Origin of the sequence: Streptomyces flaveolus (assembly GCF_000716535.1) — a bacterium.
Classification (GTDB): Bacteria; Actinomycetota; Actinomycetes; order Streptomycetales; family Streptomycetaceae; genus Streptomyces; species Streptomyces flaveolus_A.
The window spans coordinates 85,142-105,215 of the sequence record NZ_JNWV01000014.1 but is presented as its reverse complement, the minus strand read 5'-3'; the positions used below and the strand labels follow the sequence as shown (position 1 = coordinate 105,215).

Annotated in this window: 18 protein-coding genes and 1 riboswitch; of the genes, 5 read left to right on the top strand and 13 right to left on the bottom strand. The window is 72.1% G+C overall.

Annotation, left to right across the window (positions count from 1 at the left end):
* Nucleotides 1-151: 151 nt before the first annotated feature.
* Nucleotides 152-772 carry a uridine kinase family protein gene (locus OO52_RS16550; protein WP_106972000.1) on the top strand — a complete coding sequence of 207 codons (621 nt, stop codon included), beginning with the start codon at nucleotides 152-154 and terminating at the stop codon, nucleotides 770-772.
* A gap of 429 nt (nucleotides 773-1,201) precedes the next feature.
* The gene (locus tag OO52_RS16545) at nucleotides 1,202-3,073 is read left to right on the top strand and encodes an AAA family ATPase (protein WP_030644810.1); all 1,872 of its coding nucleotides are present in this window, start codon (nucleotides 1,202-1,204) and stop codon (nucleotides 3,071-3,073) included.
* Between the two features lie 81 nt (nucleotides 3,074-3,154).
* On the opposite strand, the gene OO52_RS16540 is transcribed toward OO52_RS16545, so the two are convergent.
* The 10 genes from OO52_RS16540 to OO52_RS16495 form a co-directional block, all read right to left on the bottom strand.
* Nucleotides 3,155-4,228 carry a hemolysin family protein gene (locus tag OO52_RS16540; RefSeq protein WP_030644808.1) on the bottom strand — a complete coding sequence of 358 codons (1,074 nt, stop codon included), beginning with the start codon at nucleotides 4,226-4,228 and terminating at the stop codon, nucleotides 3,155-3,157.
* The gene (locus tag OO52_RS16535) at nucleotides 4,225-5,559 is read right to left on the bottom strand and encodes a hemolysin family protein (protein WP_030644806.1); all 1,335 of its coding nucleotides are present in this window, start codon (nucleotides 5,557-5,559) and stop codon (nucleotides 4,225-4,227) included. Before OO52_RS16535 ends, OO52_RS16540 begins: the two co-directional genes overlap by 4 nt.
* Before the next feature lie 164 nt (nucleotides 5,560-5,723).
* The gene (locus OO52_RS16530; RefSeq protein ID WP_030644804.1) at nucleotides 5,724-6,194 is read right to left on the bottom strand and encodes a PH domain-containing protein; all 471 of its coding nucleotides are present in this window, start codon (nucleotides 6,192-6,194) and stop codon (nucleotides 5,724-5,726) included.
* 14 nt (nucleotides 6,195-6,208) lie between these two features.
* Nucleotides 6,209-7,057, bottom strand: a complete 849-nt coding sequence (gene hisG, locus OO52_RS16525; RefSeq protein ID WP_030644802.1) for an ATP phosphoribosyltransferase — start codon at nucleotides 7,055-7,057, stop codon at nucleotides 6,209-6,211.
* Nucleotides 7,058-7,112: 55 nt separating this feature from the next.
* Nucleotides 7,113-7,385 carry a phosphoribosyl-ATP diphosphatase gene (locus tag OO52_RS16520; protein WP_023552153.1) on the bottom strand — a complete coding sequence of 91 codons (273 nt, stop codon included), beginning with the start codon at nucleotides 7,383-7,385 and terminating at the stop codon, nucleotides 7,113-7,115.
* Between the two features lie 34 nt (nucleotides 7,386-7,419).
* Nucleotides 7,420-7,905, bottom strand: coding sequence for a 6,7-dimethyl-8-ribityllumazine synthase (gene ribH / locus OO52_RS16515; RefSeq protein ID WP_030644798.1), 486 nt, complete (start codon nucleotides 7,903-7,905; stop codon nucleotides 7,420-7,422).
* Between the two features lie 23 nt (nucleotides 7,906-7,928).
* Nucleotides 7,929-9,242, bottom strand: coding sequence for a bifunctional 3,4-dihydroxy-2-butanone-4-phosphate synthase/GTP cyclohydrolase II (locus OO52_RS16510; protein ID WP_030644796.1), 1,314 nt, complete (start codon nucleotides 9,240-9,242; stop codon nucleotides 7,929-7,931).
* Complete coding sequence (locus OO52_RS16505) at nucleotides 9,239-9,880, bottom strand: nicotinamide mononucleotide transporter family protein (protein WP_030644795.1); 642 nt, start codon at nucleotides 9,878-9,880, stop codon at nucleotides 9,239-9,241. The genes OO52_RS16510 and OO52_RS16505 overlap by 4 nt, the downstream gene beginning before the upstream one ends.
* Nucleotides 9,877-10,482: a riboflavin synthase gene (locus OO52_RS16500; protein ID WP_030644793.1), complete on the bottom strand. Its 606-nt coding sequence runs from the start codon at nucleotides 10,480-10,482 to the stop codon at nucleotides 9,877-9,879. The genes OO52_RS16505 and OO52_RS16500 overlap by 4 nt, the downstream gene beginning before the upstream one ends.
* 164 nt (nucleotides 10,483-10,646) lie before the next feature.
* Nucleotides 10,647-10,777: riboswitch (FMN riboswitch) on the bottom strand.
* A gap of 477 nt (nucleotides 10,778-11,254) precedes the next feature.
* A complete protein-coding gene (locus tag OO52_RS16495) occupies nucleotides 11,255-12,793 on the bottom strand; it encodes an ROK family transcriptional regulator (RefSeq protein ID WP_030644791.1) in 1,539 nt (512 codons plus the stop codon).
* A 140-nt stretch (nucleotides 12,794-12,933) separates the two neighbouring features.
* On the opposite strand from OO52_RS16495, the gene OO52_RS16490 reads away from it, so the two are divergent.
* Nucleotides 12,934-14,145, top strand: a complete 1,212-nt coding sequence (locus tag OO52_RS16490; RefSeq protein ID WP_030644788.1) for an MFS transporter — start codon at nucleotides 12,934-12,936, stop codon at nucleotides 14,143-14,145.
* Here the strand turns inward: OO52_RS16490 and OO52_RS16485 are convergent.
* The gene (locus OO52_RS16485; RefSeq protein WP_030644785.1) at nucleotides 14,105-14,563 is read right to left on the bottom strand and encodes an acyl-CoA thioesterase; all 459 of its coding nucleotides are present in this window, start codon (nucleotides 14,561-14,563) and stop codon (nucleotides 14,105-14,107) included. The two genes, OO52_RS16490 and OO52_RS16485, sit on opposite strands and share 41 nt — an antisense overlap.
* Nucleotides 14,564-14,670: 107 nt before the next feature.
* Entirely contained in the window at nucleotides 14,671-15,939 is a 1,269-nt protein-coding gene (locus OO52_RS16480; RefSeq protein WP_030644782.1) for an alginate lyase family protein, read from the bottom strand.
* A 149-nt stretch (nucleotides 15,940-16,088) separates the two neighbouring features.
* Here OO52_RS16480 and OO52_RS16475 point away from each other — a divergent pair, with 149 nt between their 5' ends.
* The gene (locus OO52_RS16475; RefSeq protein ID WP_030644780.1) at nucleotides 16,089-17,495 is read left to right on the top strand and encodes a uracil-xanthine permease family protein; all 1,407 of its coding nucleotides are present in this window, start codon (nucleotides 16,089-16,091) and stop codon (nucleotides 17,493-17,495) included.
* Nucleotides 17,496-17,571: 76 nt separating this feature from the next.
* Nucleotides 17,572-18,258 (top strand): DUF5995 family protein, encoded by a 687-nt coding sequence (locus OO52_RS16470; RefSeq protein WP_030644778.1) that lies wholly within the window; start codon nucleotides 17,572-17,574, stop codon nucleotides 18,256-18,258.
* A 79-nt stretch (nucleotides 18,259-18,337) separates the two neighbouring features.
* Here OO52_RS16470 and OO52_RS16465 read toward each other — a convergent pair whose 3' ends face one another.
* Nucleotides 18,338-20,035, bottom strand: coding sequence for a flavin monoamine oxidase family protein (locus OO52_RS16465; protein WP_030644776.1), 1,698 nt, complete (start codon nucleotides 20,033-20,035; stop codon nucleotides 18,338-18,340).
* Nucleotides 20,036-20,074: the final 39 nt, after the last annotated feature.

Here is a 20,074-nt window from a genome sequence, read left to right as displayed (position 1 = left end):
TCGGACTGTTTATCGGCGCCTTTGACTGGCCGCCAGCCGATGGTTCAACGCGTGACGACTGCCGGCGCGTGACCGCTACTAGACTGTTTCACGGAAAACCCACAACAACGGACCTCACGCCCACACACGGCACGACTCCACGGGAATCACCATTCACGACCTCGCCGCCCGGCTGCACGGGCTCCCGCCCTCACTGGGACCGGTCCGGCTCGTCGCCGTCGACGGACACGCCGGCTCGGGGAAGTCCACCTTCGCCGGACGACTGGCGCACGCGCTGGGCGGGGCTCCGGTGCTCCACCTCGACGACATCGCCAGCCACGAGCGGCTCTTCGCGTGGACCGACCGGCTCATGACCCAGGTGATCGAGCCTCTGGCGCGTGGCGAGAGCGCGCACTACACCCCGTACGACTGGCGGGCCCGTGCCTTCGGCGCACCGCGCCCGCTGCCGGCCGCACCCGTCGTCCTGATCGAGGGTGTCGGCGCCGGCCGCCGCGCCCTGCGGCCGCACCTGGCCCGGCTGCTCTGGATGGAGCTGCCCCGGGAGGAGTCCTGGGCGCGCGGGCGGCGACGGGACGGCGCGGAGCAACGGGAGTTCTGGGACGGCTGGGTCGCGGCGGAGCGCGCGCACTTCGCCGTGGATCCCTCGCGCCCCCATGCCGATCTGCTGGTACTCCAGCGACAGGAGGGATATGAGGTGCTGCCGGGACCGGCGGCGACTCCCGAATCCGGGCCGGATGTGACGCTCCGTGACGGACCATCCCGGATGTGGTGAAGTCGTGAAGAGCCTTGCGGGACAACTTCTCCGAGTGCCTCAACTGCGCTTGACCGGGGGGCCGTACAGGTCTTACGTTCTCAATGTGCGGCTTTCGGAGTCGCCCATCGACGCGAAGCCCCCGGTTGTTCCCCCGTGACCGGGGGCTTCGTTCTGCCCGCGAAGACCGCTTTCCGGGCGCCCGGCGCACCCGCACTCTCACCCTCGGTCACGAAACGCCGTGCGCCCCGTCTGCTCCCACCTCGTGGAACGCCCCGTGCGGCACCCTTCGGCACGCGGAGTACCGCGGGTACGATGCCCTCGGTGCGACCTTCGAGCGGCTGCCTCGCGCACTGCAACTCCGGTCCGCGGCACAGCGGTTCGACCGCGGCGGCCGTCGGGCGACTGCCCGGTGGTGAACCACGGGGACACGGTCTGTGGGGGGACGTGATGGACTTCGGCACGCAGGGCCCCGAGGCCCCGGCCGACCTCGCCTGGCTGCGGGGTGTGGACGCCTACACGATGGGCGCCTACCCGCAGGCGGAGGAGGAGTTCCGCACCGCGGTGCGGATGGACCCGGGCATGGCGGACGCCTGGCTCGGGCTGCACGCGCTCCGGGTCGACACGACCACGGCGCTGCTGCGGATGTTCCGGCACCGCGACCGCTTCGGCGAACAGCGCGCCCGGCACCGCCGGAGCCTCAACTCCTGGTACTGGCTGGGCTGGTGGGTGCAGCCGGTGCTGGAGAGCCCGCGCGATCTGCTGCTGGCGCACGCCTCCCACTGGCTGGACGGCCGGCATGTGCCCGAGCTGGACCGCGCCCTCGCCGGGCTGCCCCCGGTCGACGCCGACCCGCAGGTCCGCTTCCTGCACGCCTGCCGCGCCTATCTGGTCAAGGACTGGGAACAGCTGGTCCGGCACACCGATCCGCTGCTGGACGATCCCCTGCTCGGCATCGAGGCCGGGCTGTTCGGCGGCATGGCCCGGGTCCGGCTGGAGATGTACGGCCAGGCCGAGCCGCTGCTGTCGGCGGCGCTGATGCGGTGCCGCAGCGAGCAGCCGCAGCGCAAGGAACTGCGCTACTGGCTGGCGAGGGCGCACGAGGGGACGGGGCGCTCGGCCGCCGCGCTCCCCCTGTACCGCGCGGTGCACCGGGTCGACCCGGCCTTCATGGACACCTCCGCCCGGCTCGCCGCCATCTCCGAGGGCGACGGGTACGACGAGACGGCCGACTACGCCGCGATCACGCTGACCGGCGCGGGGCAGGACGCGGTGGACGGGCCGGACGGGTTCGATCCGCTGTTCGGCACGGAGGGCCGGGACCTGCGGCTGCCGGAGCCCGATCTGCCGACCGGGCCGCTGCCGTCGGTGGCCGACCCCTCGGTACGGACCAAGACGGGGGTGCCCGGGGTGTCCGCCGTACCGATCCCGGCCGGGCCCACCGACCCCGCGTTACTGGAGGAGGCGCTCGCCGAACTGGAGCGCATGGTGGGGCTCGAACCGGTCAAGCGCCAGGTCAAGGCGCTGTCGGCGCAGTTGAACATGGCGCGGCTGCGGGCCGGTCAGGGGCTGCCGGTCCAGCCGCCCAAACGGCACTTCGTCTTCTCCGGCCCGTCCGGCACGGGCAAGACCACGGTCGCGCGGATCCTCGGCCGGGTGTTCTACGCGCTGGGGCTGCTGGGCGGGGACCACCTGGTGGAGGCCCAGCGCGCCGACCTGGTCGGCGAGTACCTGGGGCAGACGGCCGTGAAGGCCAACGAACTGATCGACTCCGCGATCGGCGGGGTGCTGTTCGTGGACGAGGCCTACTCGCTGTCCAACTCCGGGTACGGCAAGGGGGACGCGTACGGCGACGAGGCCTTGCAGGTGCTGCTGAAGCGGGCCGAGGACAACCGGGACCACCTGGTGGTGATCCTGGCCGGCTACCCGGAGGGCATGGACCGCCTGCTCGCCGCCAACCCCGGGCTGTCCTCCCGCTTCACCACCCGGGTGGACTTCCCCTCCTACCGGCCGCTGGAGCTGACCGAGATCGGCAAGGTGCTCGCGGCGGAGAACGGGGACCTGTGGGACGACGAGGCGCTGGACGAGCTGCGGTCCATCGCCGGGCACGTGGTCGATCAAGGGTGGATCGACGAATTGGGCAACGGCCGGTTCCTGCGGACGCTGTACGAGAAGAGCTGCGCGTACCGGGACCTGCGGTTGTCGACGTACGCCGGTTCGCTCACGCGGGACGACCTGGCGACGCTCCGGCTGCCGGACCTCATGCAGGCCTACGGCGAGGTGCTGTCGGGGCGGGGGCCCCAGGATCCGCCGGGTATGTGAAGCGCCCCGAAGGGACGCGGGGAACCGCGCGACCGGCACGCCACCGGCGGGCAGTCGCGCGGCTCCCCGTCACCATCCGGGCTATCCGGCGAGCGCTCCCTCCGGCTCCCCGCTCACCCGCGGCTCCGGCATCTCCCGGTGCGCCGGGTCCCGGACCTCGCCCACCAGCAGCTCCAGCACGTCCTCCAGGGCCACCAGCCCCAGCACCTTGCCGGTGGCGTCCGCCACCTGGGCCAGGTGCGTGGCCGCCCGGCGCATGACCGTCAACGCGTCGTCCAGCGGCAGCTCGGCGCGGAGCGTGGCCATCGGGCGCCACACGTGCTGCGGCACGGCCCGGTCGGACTCCTCCAGATCCAGGACGTCCTTCACGTGCACGTACCCCATGAACGGGCCCTTCGCGCCGGCCTCGACCGGGAAGCGGGAGTAGCCCGTGCGGGCGGTCAGCTCCACGATCTCGCCCGGGGTGACCGCCGGGGTCACCGTGACCAGGGTCTCCCGGCGCAGCAGGACGTCCGTCACCGGGCGCGAGCCCAGCTCCAGGGCGTCCTCCAGGCGCTCCTGCTCCTCCGGGTCGAGGAGGCCGGCCTGGCCGGAGTCCTCCAGGAGCCGGTTGAGCTGCTCGGTGGTGACGACCGCCTCCACCTCGTCCTTCGGCTCGACCCGGAACAGCCGCAGGATGCCCTGGGCGCAGGCGCCGAGGGACACCGTGATCGGCTTGCAGAGGCGGGCGAACCAGACCAGGCCCGGGCTGAGCCACAGCGCGGCCTTCTCCGGGGCGGCCATGGCGAGGTTCTTCGGGACCATCTCGCCGATGACCAGGTGGAAGAAGACCACCGCCGCCAGCGCGATGACGTAGCCCAGGGGGTGGATCATGCCGTGCGGGAGGTGGATCCACTCGAACACCGGCTCCAGCAGGTGCGCCACCGTCGGCTCGGCGACCGCGCCGAGCGTCAGCGAGCAGACGGTGATGCCGAACTGGGCGGCGGCCATCATCTGCGGGAGGTGTTCGAGGCCGTACAGCACCTGCCGGGCCCGGGCGGTGCCGAGCGGTTCGATCTGGCTGCGGCGGACGGAGACGAGCGCGAACTCGGCGCCGACGAAGAAACCGTTGGCGAGCACGAGCAGCGCAGCGAAGACCAGTTGGAGGACGCTCATCGGGCGGCCTCCACCACGTTCACCGCAGGGACCGTCCTGACCAGGCGGACCCGTTCGGCGCGGTAGTGGCCGACCTGGCGGACCGAGAGCCGCCAGCCGGGCAGTTCGGCCCGGTCGCCGGGGGCCGGAATCCGGCCGAGCAGGTCGGCGACCAGGCCGGCGACGGTCTCGTACGGTCCTTCGGGGACATCGAGGCCTATGCGCTGCAGGATGTCGACGCGGCAACTGCCGTCCACGTCCCAGGCGGGCCTGCCGTCCTCGGGCGGGGCGGGGGCCAGCTCGGGCACGTCCTTGGCGTCGTGCTCGTCGCGGACCTCGCCGACCAGTTCCTCGACGATGTCCTCCAGGGTGACCACGCCGGCCGTGCCGCCGTACTCGTCCACGACGACCGCGATGGGCTGCTCGCTGCGCAGCCGCGCGAGCAGGGGCTGGACCGGCAGGGTCTCGGGGACGAGGAGCGCCTTGCGGGCGATCCGGCTGACCGGCGTGCGCAGCCGGTCGTGCACGGGAACCGCCAGGGCGTCCTTGAGGTGGGCCATGCCGACGATCTCGTCGATCTTCTCCCGGTAGACGGGGAAGCGGGACAGACCGGTGGCCCGGGTGAGGTTGACGACGTCCTCGGCGGTGGCCGAGTCCTGCAGCGCGCTCACCTTCACGCGCGGCGTCATGACGTGCTGGGCGGTCAGCTCGCCCAGGGACAGGGTGCGGACGAACAGGTCGGCCGTGTCCTGCTCCAGGGCGCCGGCCTGGGCGGAGTGCCGGGCCAGGGAGACCAGTTCGCCGGGGGTGCGGGCGGAGGCCAGCTCGTCGGCGGGTTCGACGCCGAGGGCGCGGACCAGCCGGTTGGCGACCGTGTTCAGCGCCGAGATCACCGGACGGAACAGGCGGGCGAAGCGGTGCTGGGGGCCGGCGACGAAGCGCGCGACCTGCAGCGGCCGGGACACCGCCCAGTTCTTGGGTACGAGTTCGCCGATCACCATCTGGATCGCGGAGGCCAGCAGCATGCCGACGACCACGGCGACGCCGGAGGCGGCACCGTCGGGGATGCCGAGCGCGGCGAACGGGCCGCGCAGCAGCTCGGCCAGGGCCGGTTCGGCGAGCATGCCGACGACCAGGGAGGTGATGGTGATGCCGAGCTGGGTGCCGGAGAGCTGGAAGGACAGCTCCTTCAGCGACTCCACGACCGTACGGGCGCGGGCGTCGCCGTCGGCGGCGGCCTTCTCGGCCTCCGGTCGCTCGACCGTCACCAGGCCGAACTCGGCCGCCACGAAGAAGCCGTTGGCGAGAATCAGCAGGAACGCAGCTCCGAGGAGCAGCAGGGAGATGGTCACGCTGCCACCGCCTTCCCGCTGAGTCGGGCAGGGGTGGCGCAGGTACTACAGGACGATCCGTCCATCGCCGGAGGGAGTCACTCCTCGGGTAGCAGGAACCCCTGTGCACCGGGCGGCACGCAGGGGCGGAGGCGCAGCGAAACGGCCTCCGCCCTCCAGATTAATCAAGATCTGGGCTCGTGCGGCAGGGCGGACGGCGCCGAGTGGGCCTCGGCGAGCGCGCGCAGGGCCTTGGCGTCGGCGATGGCCCGCTGCTTGGCGATGCCCGGCTGGATGCCGAGCGCGGGCAGGCTGGTGCCGTCGCTGAGGTCGAGGAACACCCAGGGGTCACCCGGCCGGAGGTTCACCCGGAGGATCTCCTCCCAGGCCAGGCGGCGCTTGCCGACGATGTTGACGACGGTGACGCCGGCCTCGTCGGCGACCACCTTCACCCGGGCCAACTGGGCCAGGACCCAGAAGATCAGCGCGCCGGTGACGACGAAACTGAGCTTCGAGCCCGGGCCGAGGTGTTCCAGCAGCATCGCGACCCCGCTTATCACGAGGAAGATCACGACCCCGGCGGTGAGCAGGATGGCCCGCGTGTGCCCCGGCCGGAAGGTGACGGGGAGGCGGGGAAGAGGGGGCAGGTCCGACATCTCGGGCGTACCTCTTACAGGCGGCAGGCGTGGATGGCCGTGGTCAGGATGGCGCGGGCGCCGATGGCGTAGAGGTCGTCCATGATCCGCTGGGCCTCCTTGGCGGGGACCATGGCGCGTACGGCGACCCAGCCCTCGTTGTGCAGCGGGGAGACGGTCGGGGACTCCAGGCCGGGGGTGAGCGCGACGGCCTTCTCGAGCTGCTCGACCCGGCAGTCGTAGTCCATCATCACGTACGTGCGGGCCACCAGGACGCCCTGGAGGCGGCGCAGGAACTGCTGGACCTTCGGCTCCTCGGCGTCGGCGCCGGTGCGGCGGATGACGATCGCCTCGGACTTCATGATCGGCTCGCCGAAGACCTCCAGGCCCGCGTTGCGCAGGCTGGTGCCGGTCTCCACGACGTCGGCGATGACCTCGGCGACGCCCAGTTCGATCGCGGTCTCCACGGCGCCGTCCAGGTGGACGACGGAGGCGTCGATCCCGCGGTCCGCGAGGTGCTTGTCGACGATGCCCTCGTAGGAGGTGGCGACCGTCTTGCCCTTGAGGTCCTCGATGCCGCTCGCCGTGCCGGGCTTGGCGGCGAAGCGGAAGGTGGAGCGGGCGAAGCCGAGCGGCAGGATCTCCTCGGCGTCGGCGCCGGAGTCGATCAGCAGGTCACGACCGGTGATGCCGATGTCGAGGCGTCCGGAGGAGACGTAGATCGCGATGTCGCGGGGGCGGAGGTAGAAGAACTCGACCTCGTTCTCCGGGTCGACGATGCGCAGTTCCTTGGACTCACGGCGCTGCTGGTAGCCGGCCTCATGCAGCATCTCCGCCGCAGGGCCGGACAGTGAACCCTTGTTGGGGACGGCGATGCGCAGCATGAGGTCGGCTTCCTTTGCGTGACGGGGTTTTCTACGGCTGTGTGCGGCGGGCGGCTTACAGGTGGGCGTAGACGTCGTCCAGGGAGATCCCGCGGGCGACCATCATCACCTGGACGTGGTACAGCAGCTGCGAGATCTCCTCGGCCGCCGCCTCCTTGCCCTCGTACTCGGCGGCCATCCAGACCTCGGCGGCCTCCTCGACGACCTTCTTGCCGATGGCGTGGACACCCTTGCCGACCAGCTCCGCGGTACGGGAGGTGGCGGGATCGCCGTGGGCGGCCTTCTGCTGGAGCTCGGTGAAGAGCTCCTCGAACGTCTTCTTGGACATGGTGCTGCCCACCCTACGCGGTCGGCCCCGCTCCTCAGTGCCAGGGTTCGGATACTGAGCGGAGCGTGGCCGCGGTCGCGACGGCGGCGGTCACCGCCTCGTGGCCCTTGTCCTCGTTCGAGCCCTCCAGGCCGGCCCGGTCCAGGGCCTGCTCCTCGGTGTCGCAGGTGAGCACGCCGAAGCCGACGGGGACGCCGGTCTCTACGGACACCTGGGTGAGGCCCTGCGTGACGCCCTGGCACACGTAGTCGAAGTGGGGGGTGCCGCCCCGGATGACGACGCCGAGGGCGACCACGGCGTCGTAGCCACGGCCCGCGAGGACCTTGGCGGCGACCGGCAGCTCGAAGCTGCCGGGGACCCGGATCAGGGTCGGCTCGTCGATCCCCAGCTCACGCAGGGCGCGCAGGGCGCCGTTCACCAGACCGTCCATCACCTGCTCGTGCCACTGCGCCGCGATGACGGCGACCCGGAGGTCGCTCACATTGCGTACGGACAGTTCCGGTGCACCCTTGCCGCTCACGTCTCTCCTCAGTGCTTTCGTGCTTACTGGTTGCCGCAGGTGGCCGCGGACGCGGCCGTGGAGGCCGACACGGCGGGCGTGTCGAGCCAGGGCAGGTCGTGCCCCATCCGGTCCCGCTTGGTGCGCAGGTACCGGAGGTTGTGCTCGCCGGCCTGGACGGGCATGGACTCCCGGCCGGTGACCTTCAGGCCGTGGCGCAGCAGCGCCTCGGTCTTGTCGGGGTTGTTGGTCATCAGCCGGACGCCGCGCACGCCGAGGTCGGCGAGGATCTGCGCGCCGGCGCCGTAGTCGCGGGCGTCGGCGGGCAGGCCCAATTCGAGGTTGGCGTCCAGGGTGTCGCGGCCCTGCTCCTGGAGTTCGTAGGCGCGCAGCTTGGACAGCAGACCGATGCCGCGTCCCTCGTGTCCGCGCAGATAGACGACGACGCCCCGGCCCTCGGCCTGGATGCGTTCCAGGGCGGCGTCGAGCTGGGGGCCGCAGTCGCAGCGCAGCGAGCCGAAGACGTCGCCGGTGAGGCATTCGGAGTGGACGCGGACGAGGACGTCCTCGCCGTCGCCGATCTCGCCGTGGACGAGGGCGACGTGTTCGACGCCGTCGACGGTGGACCGGTAGCCGTAGGCGGTGAAGGTGCCGTGCCGGGTGGGCAGGCGGGTCTCGGCCTCGCGGCGGACGGTTGGCTCGCTGCTGCGGCGGTAGGCGATCAGGTCCGCGATGGAGATGATCGTCAGGCCGTGCTTGCGGGCGAACGGGATCAGTTCGGGGAGCCGGAGCATCCGGCCGTCCTCACCGGCGATCTCCACGATGGCGCCGGCCGGGCGGAGCCCCGCGAGCCGGGCGAGGTCGACGGCGGCCTCGGTGTGGCCGTTGCGCACGAGGACCCCTCCGGGCCGGGCGCGCAGCGGGAAGACATGGCCGGGGCGGACGAGGTCGGTGGGCTGCGCCGTGCCGCTCGCGAGGAGCTGGAGCGTCGTCGCGCGGTCGGCGGCCGAGATGCCGGTGCTCACGCCGTGGGCGGCGGAGGCGTCCACCGAGATGGTGAACGCGGTCTTCATCGACTCGGTGTTGTCCTGGACCATCTGCGGCAGTCGCAGCCGGTCCAGTTCCTCCCCCTCCATGGGGGCGCAGATCAGGCCCCGGCACTCGCTCATCATGAAGGCGACGATCTCGGGGGTCGCCTTCTCGGCGGCGATGACGAGGTCGCCCTCGTTCTCCCGGTCCTCGTCGTCCACGACGACCACCGGGCGGCCCGCCGCGATGTCGGCGATGGCCTGCTCGACCGGGTCGAGGGCGAAGTTCTCGATGTCGTCGGTGCCGTACAGCAGCGGTGCGGAGGTCATGCCGGGGCTCCTTCCAGTGCGGGCTGCGGGCCCCGGCGGGAGCGCAGCCACCAGTCGCGCATGCCCCACAGGACGAGTGCGCCGTAGATGACGTAGACGAAGCCGGAGAAGGCGTAGCCGTTGGCGAAGTTGAGGGGGACGCCGACGAGGTCGACGAGCAGCCAGGCGATCCAGAACTCGACCATGCCCTTGGCCTGGGCGTACATCGCGACGACGGTGCCGACGAAGATGTAGGCGTCGGGCCAGGGGTCCCAGGACAGCTTCGGGTAGGCCGTGAAGAGCAGGGCGACGGCGACCGTGCCGGCGGCGGCCGCGGCGAGCATGGCCGCGCGCTCCCGCCAGGTGGCGAAGCGCGGGGCGATGTGGCCGTCGTCGGACCGGTCCTTGGTGCGCTGCCACTGCCACCAGCCGTACAGCGCGACGGCCATGACGACGACCTGCTTGCCGGCGCTGCCGGTCAGGTGGCCGTAGAAGGCGGCGAAGAGGACGAGACCGGACAGGAACTGCACGGGCCAGGTCCACAGGGAGCGGCGCCAGCCGAGGGCGAGGGTGATGAGGCCCAGGATGTTGCCGATCATGTCGGACCAGATGATGTGCTGGCCGAAGAGGGTGAACGCCTCGGAGTTCATCCAGTTCACTTGCCGGTCCCCTGTCCGGCCGCGAGCAGCCGCTCCACGTACTTGGCGATGACGTCCACTTCGAGGTTGACCGGGTCGCCGGGCTGCTTCACGCCGAGCGTGGTGAGGGCGAGGGTGGTCGGGATGAGGCTGACGGTGAAGTGGTCGGGGCCGGCCTCGACCACGGTGAGGCTGATGCCGTCGACGGTGATGGAGCCCTTCTCCACGACGTAGCGGGAGAGGTCCGCGGGGAGGGAGATCTTCACGATCTCCCAGTGCTCGGAGGGCGTGCGGGCCAGGACCTGGCCGGTGCCGTCCACGTGTCCCTGCACGATGTGTCCGCCGAGGCGGGCGCCGACGGCGGTGGGGCGCTCCAGGTTGACGCGGGAGCCGACGGTGAGCGCGCCCAGGCTGGAGCGCTTCAGGGTCTCGGCCATGACGTCGGCGGTGAACTCGTCGCCCTCGTGCTCGACGACCGTGAGACAGACCCCGTTGACGGCGATGGAGTCGCCGTGGCGTGCACCCTCGGTCACGACGGGGCCGCGGAGCCGGAAGCGGGAGGAGTCGCCGAGGTTCTCGACGGCGGTGACTTCACCCAGTTCTTCGACGATTCCGGTGAACACTTCCCGGGTCCTCCTGCCTCTTCGGGCACGGACTCCGGGGCCTGTCGATGACGACAGCAAGGTACGGATGAGCACACACCGGGGGCGTCGCCGAAAGGGACACGTCCGCGCACGGACCCGTCACACGTACGGCGGCGCGCACACGGAAGACGCATGCCCGCCCGCCGCGCACTGCCTCCCATCCGGACTTTAACCGTCGGTCCAGGAATTTCACCTGGTCAACCGGCCGCTGGAAGCGACCGGGTCGCGGACTGTAACCGCCGGTTCGGAGTTTCACCGACCCCGGAGTGCGCTGCTTCTGGTACAGGGCCAGTGTGCCACGCCCGGTACGCGTCCAGGCGGGTGACGGGTGTGGGGTCGCTCACAGCCTGTGTCGTCGCCTTCGCGCCACGCGGCCGGCCGCGCCAACTGGCCGGTACGGAAAGAGCATTGGCCTCGGTCCGGACCATTGACCGTACTGGTCTAGTCCTTTTAGGGTGCGGACGGGCCCGGCGGCGGTGACGACGGCCCTTGCCCGCCGCCGGGCCGTCACGGGACGACCCCTCCGAGGACCAACTCCACGATCTACCGGCGGACATGAGTCCGGCCTGGCGCTTCGTCACCGGTGCCGCGCGAGCACGACGCGTTCGCCGTCGCGCCCGTGGCCGAGGCCGTACGGGCGTAGGCGTTCGGACGGCCGGGGCGGCGGGAGGCACCGCCGTGGGTCAGGTGCCTGAGCCGAGCCACGTCGAAGAGCCGCCCGCTCCGGGGTCGTGGGCGCTCCGGTGGCGTGTCAGCCGCCCGGGCGCTCCGGTGGCGCGAACAGTTCGTCCTGCGCCCGCTCCCTCGCCGTGAGGAGCGCGCCGCGCAGCACGGCCGTCCCGCCGAGGCTGCTCGCCCGCACCTCGGTGACCAGCGGCGACATCCGGCGCAGCCGCTCCTCCACCAGCCCGGCGAGCACCGCTCCCCCGGCCTGGCCGACCTCCCCGCCGAGCACGACGCAGCCGGGGTCCAGAACGGCCACCACGGAGGCGGCACCGACGGCGACCCGGTCGGCGAGGATGCGAAGGAAGCGGGCGGCGGGAAGCTCACCCGGCGGGGCCACCGGGGGCGCGCCGCCCGACTCCGGCTGTTGGGCCGCCCCGCATCCGACATGCCCCTTCGCCGCCGTAGCCGGCATCGACGCGGAATCGCGGCCGGGATCGACGCCCGAAGCCCGCACCGAGGGCCCCGCCTCCCCCGGGGCCGACACGGTGCCAGGACCCGAGTCCGCACCCGCCTCCGCGCAGGCCCCGCCCGGCCGCGCCGCCGGCCCCACCGCTCCCGGCCCCGCCACGGTCACGGCCTCCGCCGCCATGGGCGCCTCCACCGGCACCGCCTCCCCCGCCGTCTCCAGCACCTCCGCCACGGCGGCCCGCACCGCCTCGGCCGCCCCCGGGCCGTCCGGTGTCGCAGGGGTCGGGAGGCCGCACTCGGCTGCCAGGGAGGCGACCGCCGCCGCGCCGGTGAGGGAGTGGAAGCCGCCGGCGCAGTCGGTCACCGAGGGCAGCGTCGCGGTTCCCGGGACCGGCAGGAAGCCGATCTCGCCGGTGCCGCCGGAGGCCCCGCGGCGCAGGGTGCCGTCCAGGACGACCGCGGCGCCGACGCCGTGGCCGAGCCAGAGCAGGACGAAGGTGTCCCGGTCGCGCGCGGCGCCCTCGCGCTGTTCGGCCAGGGCGGCCAGGTTGGTCTCGTTCTCGACGGTGACCCGCGCGCCGGGCAGCCGGTCCTGGAGGGTGGCGGCCAGGCTGCGGTGCCAGGCGGGCAGCCCGGCCGAGTCGCGGAGGTCCCCGGTGGCCGGGTCGATGAGGCCCGGCGCGCCGATGCCGACGGTGTGCAGCCTCCCCCATGCCCGGACGTCCTCGCGCGAGGGCGCCCCCATGGCGCCGGCCTCCTTCGCGGCGCTCTCCACCGCCGCCACCGCCTGCTCCACGGCGGGGCCCGTTCCGGCGTCGGGGTCGATCGGCACGGACGCCTCGGCGAGCACCCGCCCGACCAGGTCGGAGACGAGGACGAAGACGCCCTCGGTGCGGACGTCGAGCGCGGCGAGATGGGCGCGGTCGGCGACGATGCCGTAGAGCCGGGCGTTGGGGCCCCGGCGCTGTTCCCCGGACTCGCCGACCACGGTGATCAGCCCGGACGCGGTGAGCCGGTCGACCAGGTCGGCGACCGTGGGCCGGGACAGTCCGGTCAACTGCTTCAACTGCCCTGCCGTGAGCGGGCCTTCCTGCTGCAACAGCCGCAGGGCCAGCCGGTCGTTGATGGCCCGGGCGGTGCTGGGTGATGCGGGCATGACGGGAATCCTCCCAGATCGCCGAGGCAGGACCAGGCTGGTAATCGCTATCTATCAGGCAGGGTTCCTGATAGTTTACGGCGCGTCGCAGCCGGAGCGGCGCCGACGGGGCCGGGCACTCCCGGGGAGGGGACAGGATCATGAGTGACGTGACGCGTGCGGGCGACGAGGTCAGGCGCGCCCGGTACGCCGTGGCGGCCGTCTTCGCCGTGCACGGCGCCGTGACCGGCTCGTTCGCGACGCGCGTGCCGTGGGTCCAGGACCACACCTCGCTCGGCGCGGGCCAGTTGGGGTTCGCCCTGGCCTTCACCGCGCTCGGTGCCTCGTGCGCGATGCCGCTGGCGGGCGGGATCACCCATCGTTTCGGCAGCCGTACGGCCCTGCGCGGGCTGCTGGCGCTGTGGACGCTGTCCCTGATCCTGCCGTCGATCGCGCCGAACCTGGTCACCTTGTGCCTGGCGATGTTCGTCTACGGGGCGAGCGCGGGCATGGCCGATGTCGCGATGAACGCGCTCGGTGTGGAGGTCGAGCGGCGGCTCCACAAGTCGATCATGTCGGGGCTGCACGGCATGTGGAGCGCGGGCGCCCTGATCGGCTCGGCGGCCGGCACCCTCGCCGCGCATCTCGGCGCCGACGCGCGCGTGCACTTCGCCCTGGCGTCGGCCGTCCTCACCGTGCTCGGTCTGGTGGCCTGCACCTGGGTGCTGGACCTCCAGCCCGCCGAGGACGAGGAACCGCCGCCGCGGTTCGCGCTGCCGCCGCGCTCCGCGCTGCTGATCGGCGCGGTCGGCTTCTGCGCGGTGTTCGCGGAGGGCGCGAGCCTGGACTGGTCGGCGGTGTTCCTGCGGGACCGGCTGGACAGTTCGGCCGGGCTGGCGGCGGCGTCCACGACCGGCTTCATGCTGACCATGGCGGTGGCCCGGATCGCCGGGGACGCGGTGGTGAACCGCTTCGGCGCGGTCCGCACGGTGCGGGCCGGAGGTGTCCTGGCCGTGCTGGGCGGGCTGCTGATCGTGCTCGCCGGGCATCCGGCGGTGGCGATGGCCGGGTTCGCGCTGATGGGGCTCGGCATCGCGGTGGTCGTACCGCTGTGCTTCGCGGCGGCCGGGCACGCGGGCCCGAACCCCAGCCAGGCCATCGCGGGCGTGGCGACCATCACCTACACCTCGGGGCTGGTCGCGCCGAGCCTGATCGGCGGGGTGGCCCAGGCGACCAGCCTGATGGTGTCCTTCGTGGTGGTGACGGTGCTGGCGTGCGGGCTCGCGGCGTTCGCGGGCGTGCTGCGCACCGCCGAGCGCGGCGGCGGCGAGGTCAGCCGGCAGGCCGCAGCAGTTCCCGACCCGCGGCCCTGAAGGTCTCGCTCCAGGGCGCGGGGCGCATGGTCGCCGCGTCCAGCCGGACCAGCACCCGGGTGCCCCGGGCGTAGGTCTCGGTGCCGTCGGCCGAGCAGAACCGGAAGCCGTAGGTGAGGCCGGTGGTGCCGAGCCGTTCCAGCCAGAGGTGGACGGCGTAGGTGCCGGGCCGGGTGACCGGCGCCTCGTAGCTGATGCGCAGTTCGCGGACCGCGTTGCAGGCGTCGCCGGCCGCCGCCCAGTCGCCGTCGAAGCGGACGCCGTGCTCGTGCCACAGCTCGGTCCAGGCGCGCTCGACCATGAGCGGGTAGCGGGCGTTGTGCAGCAGCCCGAGCGCGTCGAGGTCGTCGAAGTGGACGGTGACGGGGATCAGCCGGCCGTGGGAGACGGCGGGGGCGGTCGGGGCTTCGGCGGTCACGGGAAGGGCTCCTGAGCAGCGCTGTTGGGGTGGCGACACCCCCGTACACCACCATACTAAGCGACCGCTCAGGAGCCTGGCAGGGAAGCCCCGTGTCAGCCGGGGGGTCAGCCCGCGATGGAGTCGAGCTGCTCGGCGGCGGGCCGCAGCGCCCAGAGGTCTCCCCCGGGCGGCGCCTCCAGCTTCGGCACGGCCGCCTTGGCCAGTGGGTCACCGGCGTCGGCCGCCGCGTGCACCACGTCGGTCGCCGCGTAGCGGTGGAACTCCAGCTCGGGGTGCGGCCAGGCGGTGGCGCCGGTCGCCGCGGGCAGCAGATAGTCGACCGCCTTGGAGAGGCTCTGCCCGTCCGGCCCGGCGTAGCCCCACAGGTTCACGCCGACGTGCCGGCCGATGGCCGCGAGCCGGGTGTAGGCGACCAGGTCGAAGGTCGAGTAGTGCCAGCTCCGGGTGCGGGTGAGTTCCTGGGGCTGGCTGCCGTCGGCCGCGATCTGCGGGTCGATGCGCTTCGCGCGCGCGTCGAGCACGGTCCGCCGGGCGAGCGCGGTGTCGCCGGTGGCGTAGGCGAGAGCGGCGAGCTGCATGTCGTAGAAGGTGCCGTGGTTGTTGGCGGCGGCGCCCTCCTGCCGGCCGAACTCGCTGTTCTTCAGCCAGTCGCGGAAGTCCTCGTTCCACCGGGTCATCGCGGCGCGGTCGGCGGCCGTCCAGCCGGGTGCGCCGGTGGCGAGGATCGCCTGCGCGTCCAGGACGCTGGTGTAGGACTGCGAGAAGTCGATGATGCCGATGGCCCGGCCGTCGTACTTGCACGGGATGAACTGGGCGTGGTCCAGGTCGGGGTTCATCCGGGTGGCCGGGTCGAGGAACCAGGTGCGCAGGATCTGCCCGGCCTTCTCGGCGTAGCTCCGCTCGCCGGTGTAGTACCAGGCGAGCGAGAGGTCGTACGTCGCGTCGAAGACCTTCTCCACGTCCTGCCGGTCGGTCCCGCTGTCGACCTCCGGATTGCGCTGGCCGTCGCGCTGGACGTACGGGCAGCCCCAGGGGTTGTCGGCGGTGGGGGCGGTCGTGGGCCACCAGTAGGGGGCCTGGCTCAGGTAGTCGTGGACGTCGCCGCCGGGGGCGGGCCTCGGCTTGTCGACTACCGTCCAGGGGCCCTGGTCCAGCCAGGCGTCGGCGCGGGTGGTCAGGTCCGCGAGGGCGCGCCGGAGCCGGGGGTCGTGGGGTAGGCGGGCCCGGGTCTGCTGGAGGCGGGCGCCGTCGAGGACCGCGGTCCGCGGGGCCGCCTTGGCCGGGGCCGGTGCCGCGTGGGCGGAGGGGACGAGGAGGGCTCCGAAGGCCACCACGGCGGCGAGGAGCGCGGCCGCACGGGGTCTTCCACTCATTCAGGCACTCCGATCTTCGCTCGACCCGATCAGACCTCGATCAGGTATGTGAACGCAGTTCATGAGTAGGACCGTGTGAGCGTAGAGCCGCCAGGTACCCCTGACAATGGTTCGGACCCTCTTCACGTACAGAGAAAGCGAAACCCCTCATGGATCTCGGCGTGCGCTGGAAGCTGCACGGTGACGGGCGCACGCCCGCGCCCGGAGCGGTGGTACGCCCCGACGAACGGCTGTCCTGGCCCCGCACCGTGGGCCTGGGCGCCCAGCACGTGGTCGCGATGTTCGGCGCCTCGTTCGTGGCCCCCGTGCTCATGGGCCTCGACCCCAACCTGGCGATCATGATGTCGGGCGTGGCGACCATGATCTTCCTGCTCGCCACCCGCGGCCGGGTGCCGAGCTACCTCGGCTGCTCCCTTTCCTTCGTGGGCGTGGCCGCCGTCATCCGCGCCCAGGGCGGTACGAGCGCGACCGTGACCGGCGCGGTCCTCGTGGTCGGTGTCGTGCTGTTCCTGGTCGGCCTCGCGGTGCAGCGCTTCGGGGCGCGGATCATCCATGCCGCGATGCCGCCGATCGTCACCGGCGCGGTCGTCATGCTGATCGGCTTCAACCTGGCCCCGGTGACCGCGTCCACCTACTGGCCGCAGGACCAGTGGACGGCCCTGCTGGTGATGCTCTTCACCGGTCTGGCGGTCGTCTGTCTGCGCGGTTTCTGGTCCCGCGTCGCCATCTTCCTGGGCCTCGTGTTCGGGTACGGCCTGTCCTGGGCGTCCGACCGGGTCTTCGGCAGGATCCACTCGGTGGACGCGAGCGGCAAGCTCACCGACCACTGGCGCCTGGACCTCTCCGGCGTCTCCAAGGCCGACTGGATCGGTCTGCCGTCCTTCCACGGCCCGTCCTTCCAGTGGTCGGCGGTCCTGGTCGCGCTGCCGGTCGTCATCGCGCTGGTCGCGGAGAACGCGGGCCACGTCAAGGCGGTCGGCGAGATGACCGGCGACCCGCTGGACGACAAGCTCGGTACGGCGATCTCGGCGGACGGCGTCGCCTCCGTGCTGTCGACGGCCGTCGGCGGCCCGCCCAACACCACCTACTCCGAGAACATCGGCGTGATGGCCGCGACCCGCGTCTACTCCACCGCCGCCTACTGGGCCGCCGCCGGCTTCGCGCTGCTCTTCGGCGTCTGCCCCAAGTTCGGCGCGGTCGTCGCCGCGATCCCGGGCGGGGTGCTCGGCGGCATCACCGTCATCCTCTACGGCATGATCGGCCTGCTCGGCGCCCAGATCTGGCTGAACGCCAAGGTGGACCTGCGCAACCCGCTGAACCTGGTCCCGGCCGCGGCGGGCATCATCATCGGCGTCGGCAACGTCAGCATGAAGTTCACCGACACCTTCTCGCTCAGCGGCATCGCGCTCGGCACGCTGGTCGTCATCACCGGCTACCACGCGCTGCGCGCCTTCGCCCCAGCCCACCTGAAGAAGCAGGAGCCGCTGCTGGACGAGGGCACGTCCTCCTACGACAGGGAGGCGGACACGGACGCGGCGCCGCGCGCCGAGTCGTAGCCCGGCGTTCCCCCGTTCCGGCGAAGCACCGGGCCGGTCGGCACACCGGCCGGCCCCGGGCTGGGACCCTTCCCCCATGGTGCAGCTGGAACACCTCACCGCCCCCGTCGACGCCGTCGTCGCACGGATGCGCGCGCTGGACGCGGCCCTGCCCCCACGGGACGGTGTCGCCGTGTTCAACCGGGTCTACCTCGCCGTCACCGAGGAGATCGACCGGCGCCTGGACGCCGGGGAGTTCCCGGACCCGCACGCGGCGACGGCGCTGGACGTGCGGTTCGCCGAGCGCTATCTGGCCGCGGTGGACGCGGCCGCCGCGGACCGCCGCCCGCCCGCCTGCTGGCGCCCCCTGTTCCAGCTCCGCCGCCACCCCGGGGTACGGCCACTGCAGTTCGCGCTGGCGGGCATCAACGCCCACATCGGGCACGACCTGGCCCTGGCCGTGGTCGACGCCTGCCGCACGCTCGGCTGTGAACCGGCCGATCTGGAGGACGAGTTCGACCGCGTGGGCGATCTCCTCGTGTCACTGGAGGAGCGCATCCGCGAGGATCTGATGCCGGGCCCCGACCTGTTCCAGATCGCCGACCCGCTCACCCATCTGCTGGGCTCCTGGAGCCTGGAGCGGGCCCGGGAGGCGACCTGGGCGGCGGCCCGGGCCCTGTGGGCGCTGCGGCACTGCGCCGACGTGGCCGAGGAGTTCACCGAACGGCTCGACGCGGCGGTGGGGTTCGCGGGCCGGATGCTGCTGACACCGCTGGCCGACTGAGCTTTCAAGGGGGTTGAAGAAGGCGCGGGCGGCCGGAGTCTGGTGGCCGGCCGCCCGCGCCTTTCGTCCGTCTCCCGGGTCAGTCCTCGGGAAGCTCCACCGGCGCGATCTCGTCGTAGACGTCACCCGGGCCCGGGTTCGACGCGTCGGTCTCGCCGCCGAAGTGGTGCATGACGCCCCAGACCGCGTTCAGCGCGGTCTGCACGGCGCCCTCGGCCCAGCCGGCCGTCCAGGAGATGTCGTCGCCGGCGAGGAAGATGCCCCGCTTGTCCTCGGGCAGCCGCTCCTGCATGAAGTGCGTGAACAGGCGCCGCTGGTAGCGGTAGTGGCCGGGCAGGTTGGCCTTGAACGCGCCCATGAAGTAGGGCTCGTTCTCCCAGGAGACGGTCACCGGGTTGCCTATGATGTGCTTCCTGATGTCGACCTTCGGGTAGATCTCGCCGAGCGACTTCAGCATGACCTCCATCCGCTCGTTCGCGGACAGCGGCAGCCACTTCAGGCTGTCGTCGCACCAGGTGTACGACAGGCAGATGACGGCGGGCTTGTCCGGGCCGTCGTCCAGCAGGTAGGTGCCGCGGGTCATGCGGTCGGTGAGCGTCATCGACATGACGTCCCGGCCGGTCTGCTCGTCCTTGTCCAGCCAGAACGGCCGGTCCACGGGCACGAAGAGCTTGGAGCTCTCCATGTAGTGGGTGCGCTCGATCGCGGTCCAGTGGTCGATCGGGAAGAGCGAGTCGTCGCAGGCGATCTTGGACAGCAGCATCCAGGACTGGGCGGTGAAGATCGCCGCCCGGTAGGTGCGGATGTCGCCGTTCGCGTCCGTCACGGTGATCCGGTTGCCGGCGGTGCGGTGCAGCCGGGTCACGGCCGGCAGCGGCTTGCCGCCCTCGTGCAGCTTGGCGAGCGAGGTGCCGTACGCCCAGTGGACGATCTTCTCCGGCTCGCGCTCCCACAGCCGCAGCGGCAGCTGCTGGGAGCCGCCGACGATGCCGCGGTGGTGGTCGTCGGCCTCGGTGTAGACGACGCGGAGGATCTCCAGGATGGAGTTCGGGAAGTCGGTGTCCCAGCCGCCGGTGCCGAAGCCGACCTGGCCGAAGATCTCGCGGTGCCGGAAGGACTTGAAGGCCTCGGAGTCGCAGAGGAAGCCGTAGAAGGTCTGGTTGTCCAGCTTCTCGACCAGCTTCGCCCAGATCTCGCGGATGCGCGGGACGTCCCGCTCGCGCATCGCGCGGTTCATGTCGGAGAAGTCGGCGCCCTCCTCCAGGCACTTGTTCCAGGCGTCGGCGACGTCCCGGTACACCTGGGGCAGGTCGTCGATCGTCTCGGCGTAGTGCGACTCGCCCTTGAGGTCGACCACGGTGGACGGGGTCGCCTCGGCCAGGGGGTTCGGGAAGGGCCTGGTCTCCAGGCCCACCAGGTCGATGTAGTGCTGGAGCGCGGTGGAGGACGGCGGGAAGCGCATGGCGCCCATCTCGGCGGTCAGCGAGTCGTCGCAGCCCTCGAAACCGACCGTGCGCAGCCGGCCACCGATCTGGTCGGCCTCGTAGACGACGGGCTTGAGGCCCATCTTCATCAGCTCGTAGGCGGCCACGATGCCGGACAGGCCGCCGCCGATGATCGCGACCTCGGTGCCGTGCTCGGTCGCCGGGACCTGGCCGAGGCCCGCCGGGTGGGCGAGGAAGTCGTCGTAGGCGTAGGGGAAGTCCGGGCCGAACATGGTGATCGGCGGCTGCTGCTCGTCGGTGTGCTCGACGGCGTTGGGCACCGTGGACGTCATGGGGTACGGACTCCTTGCACGGGTGGTTCGGGGGAAGGC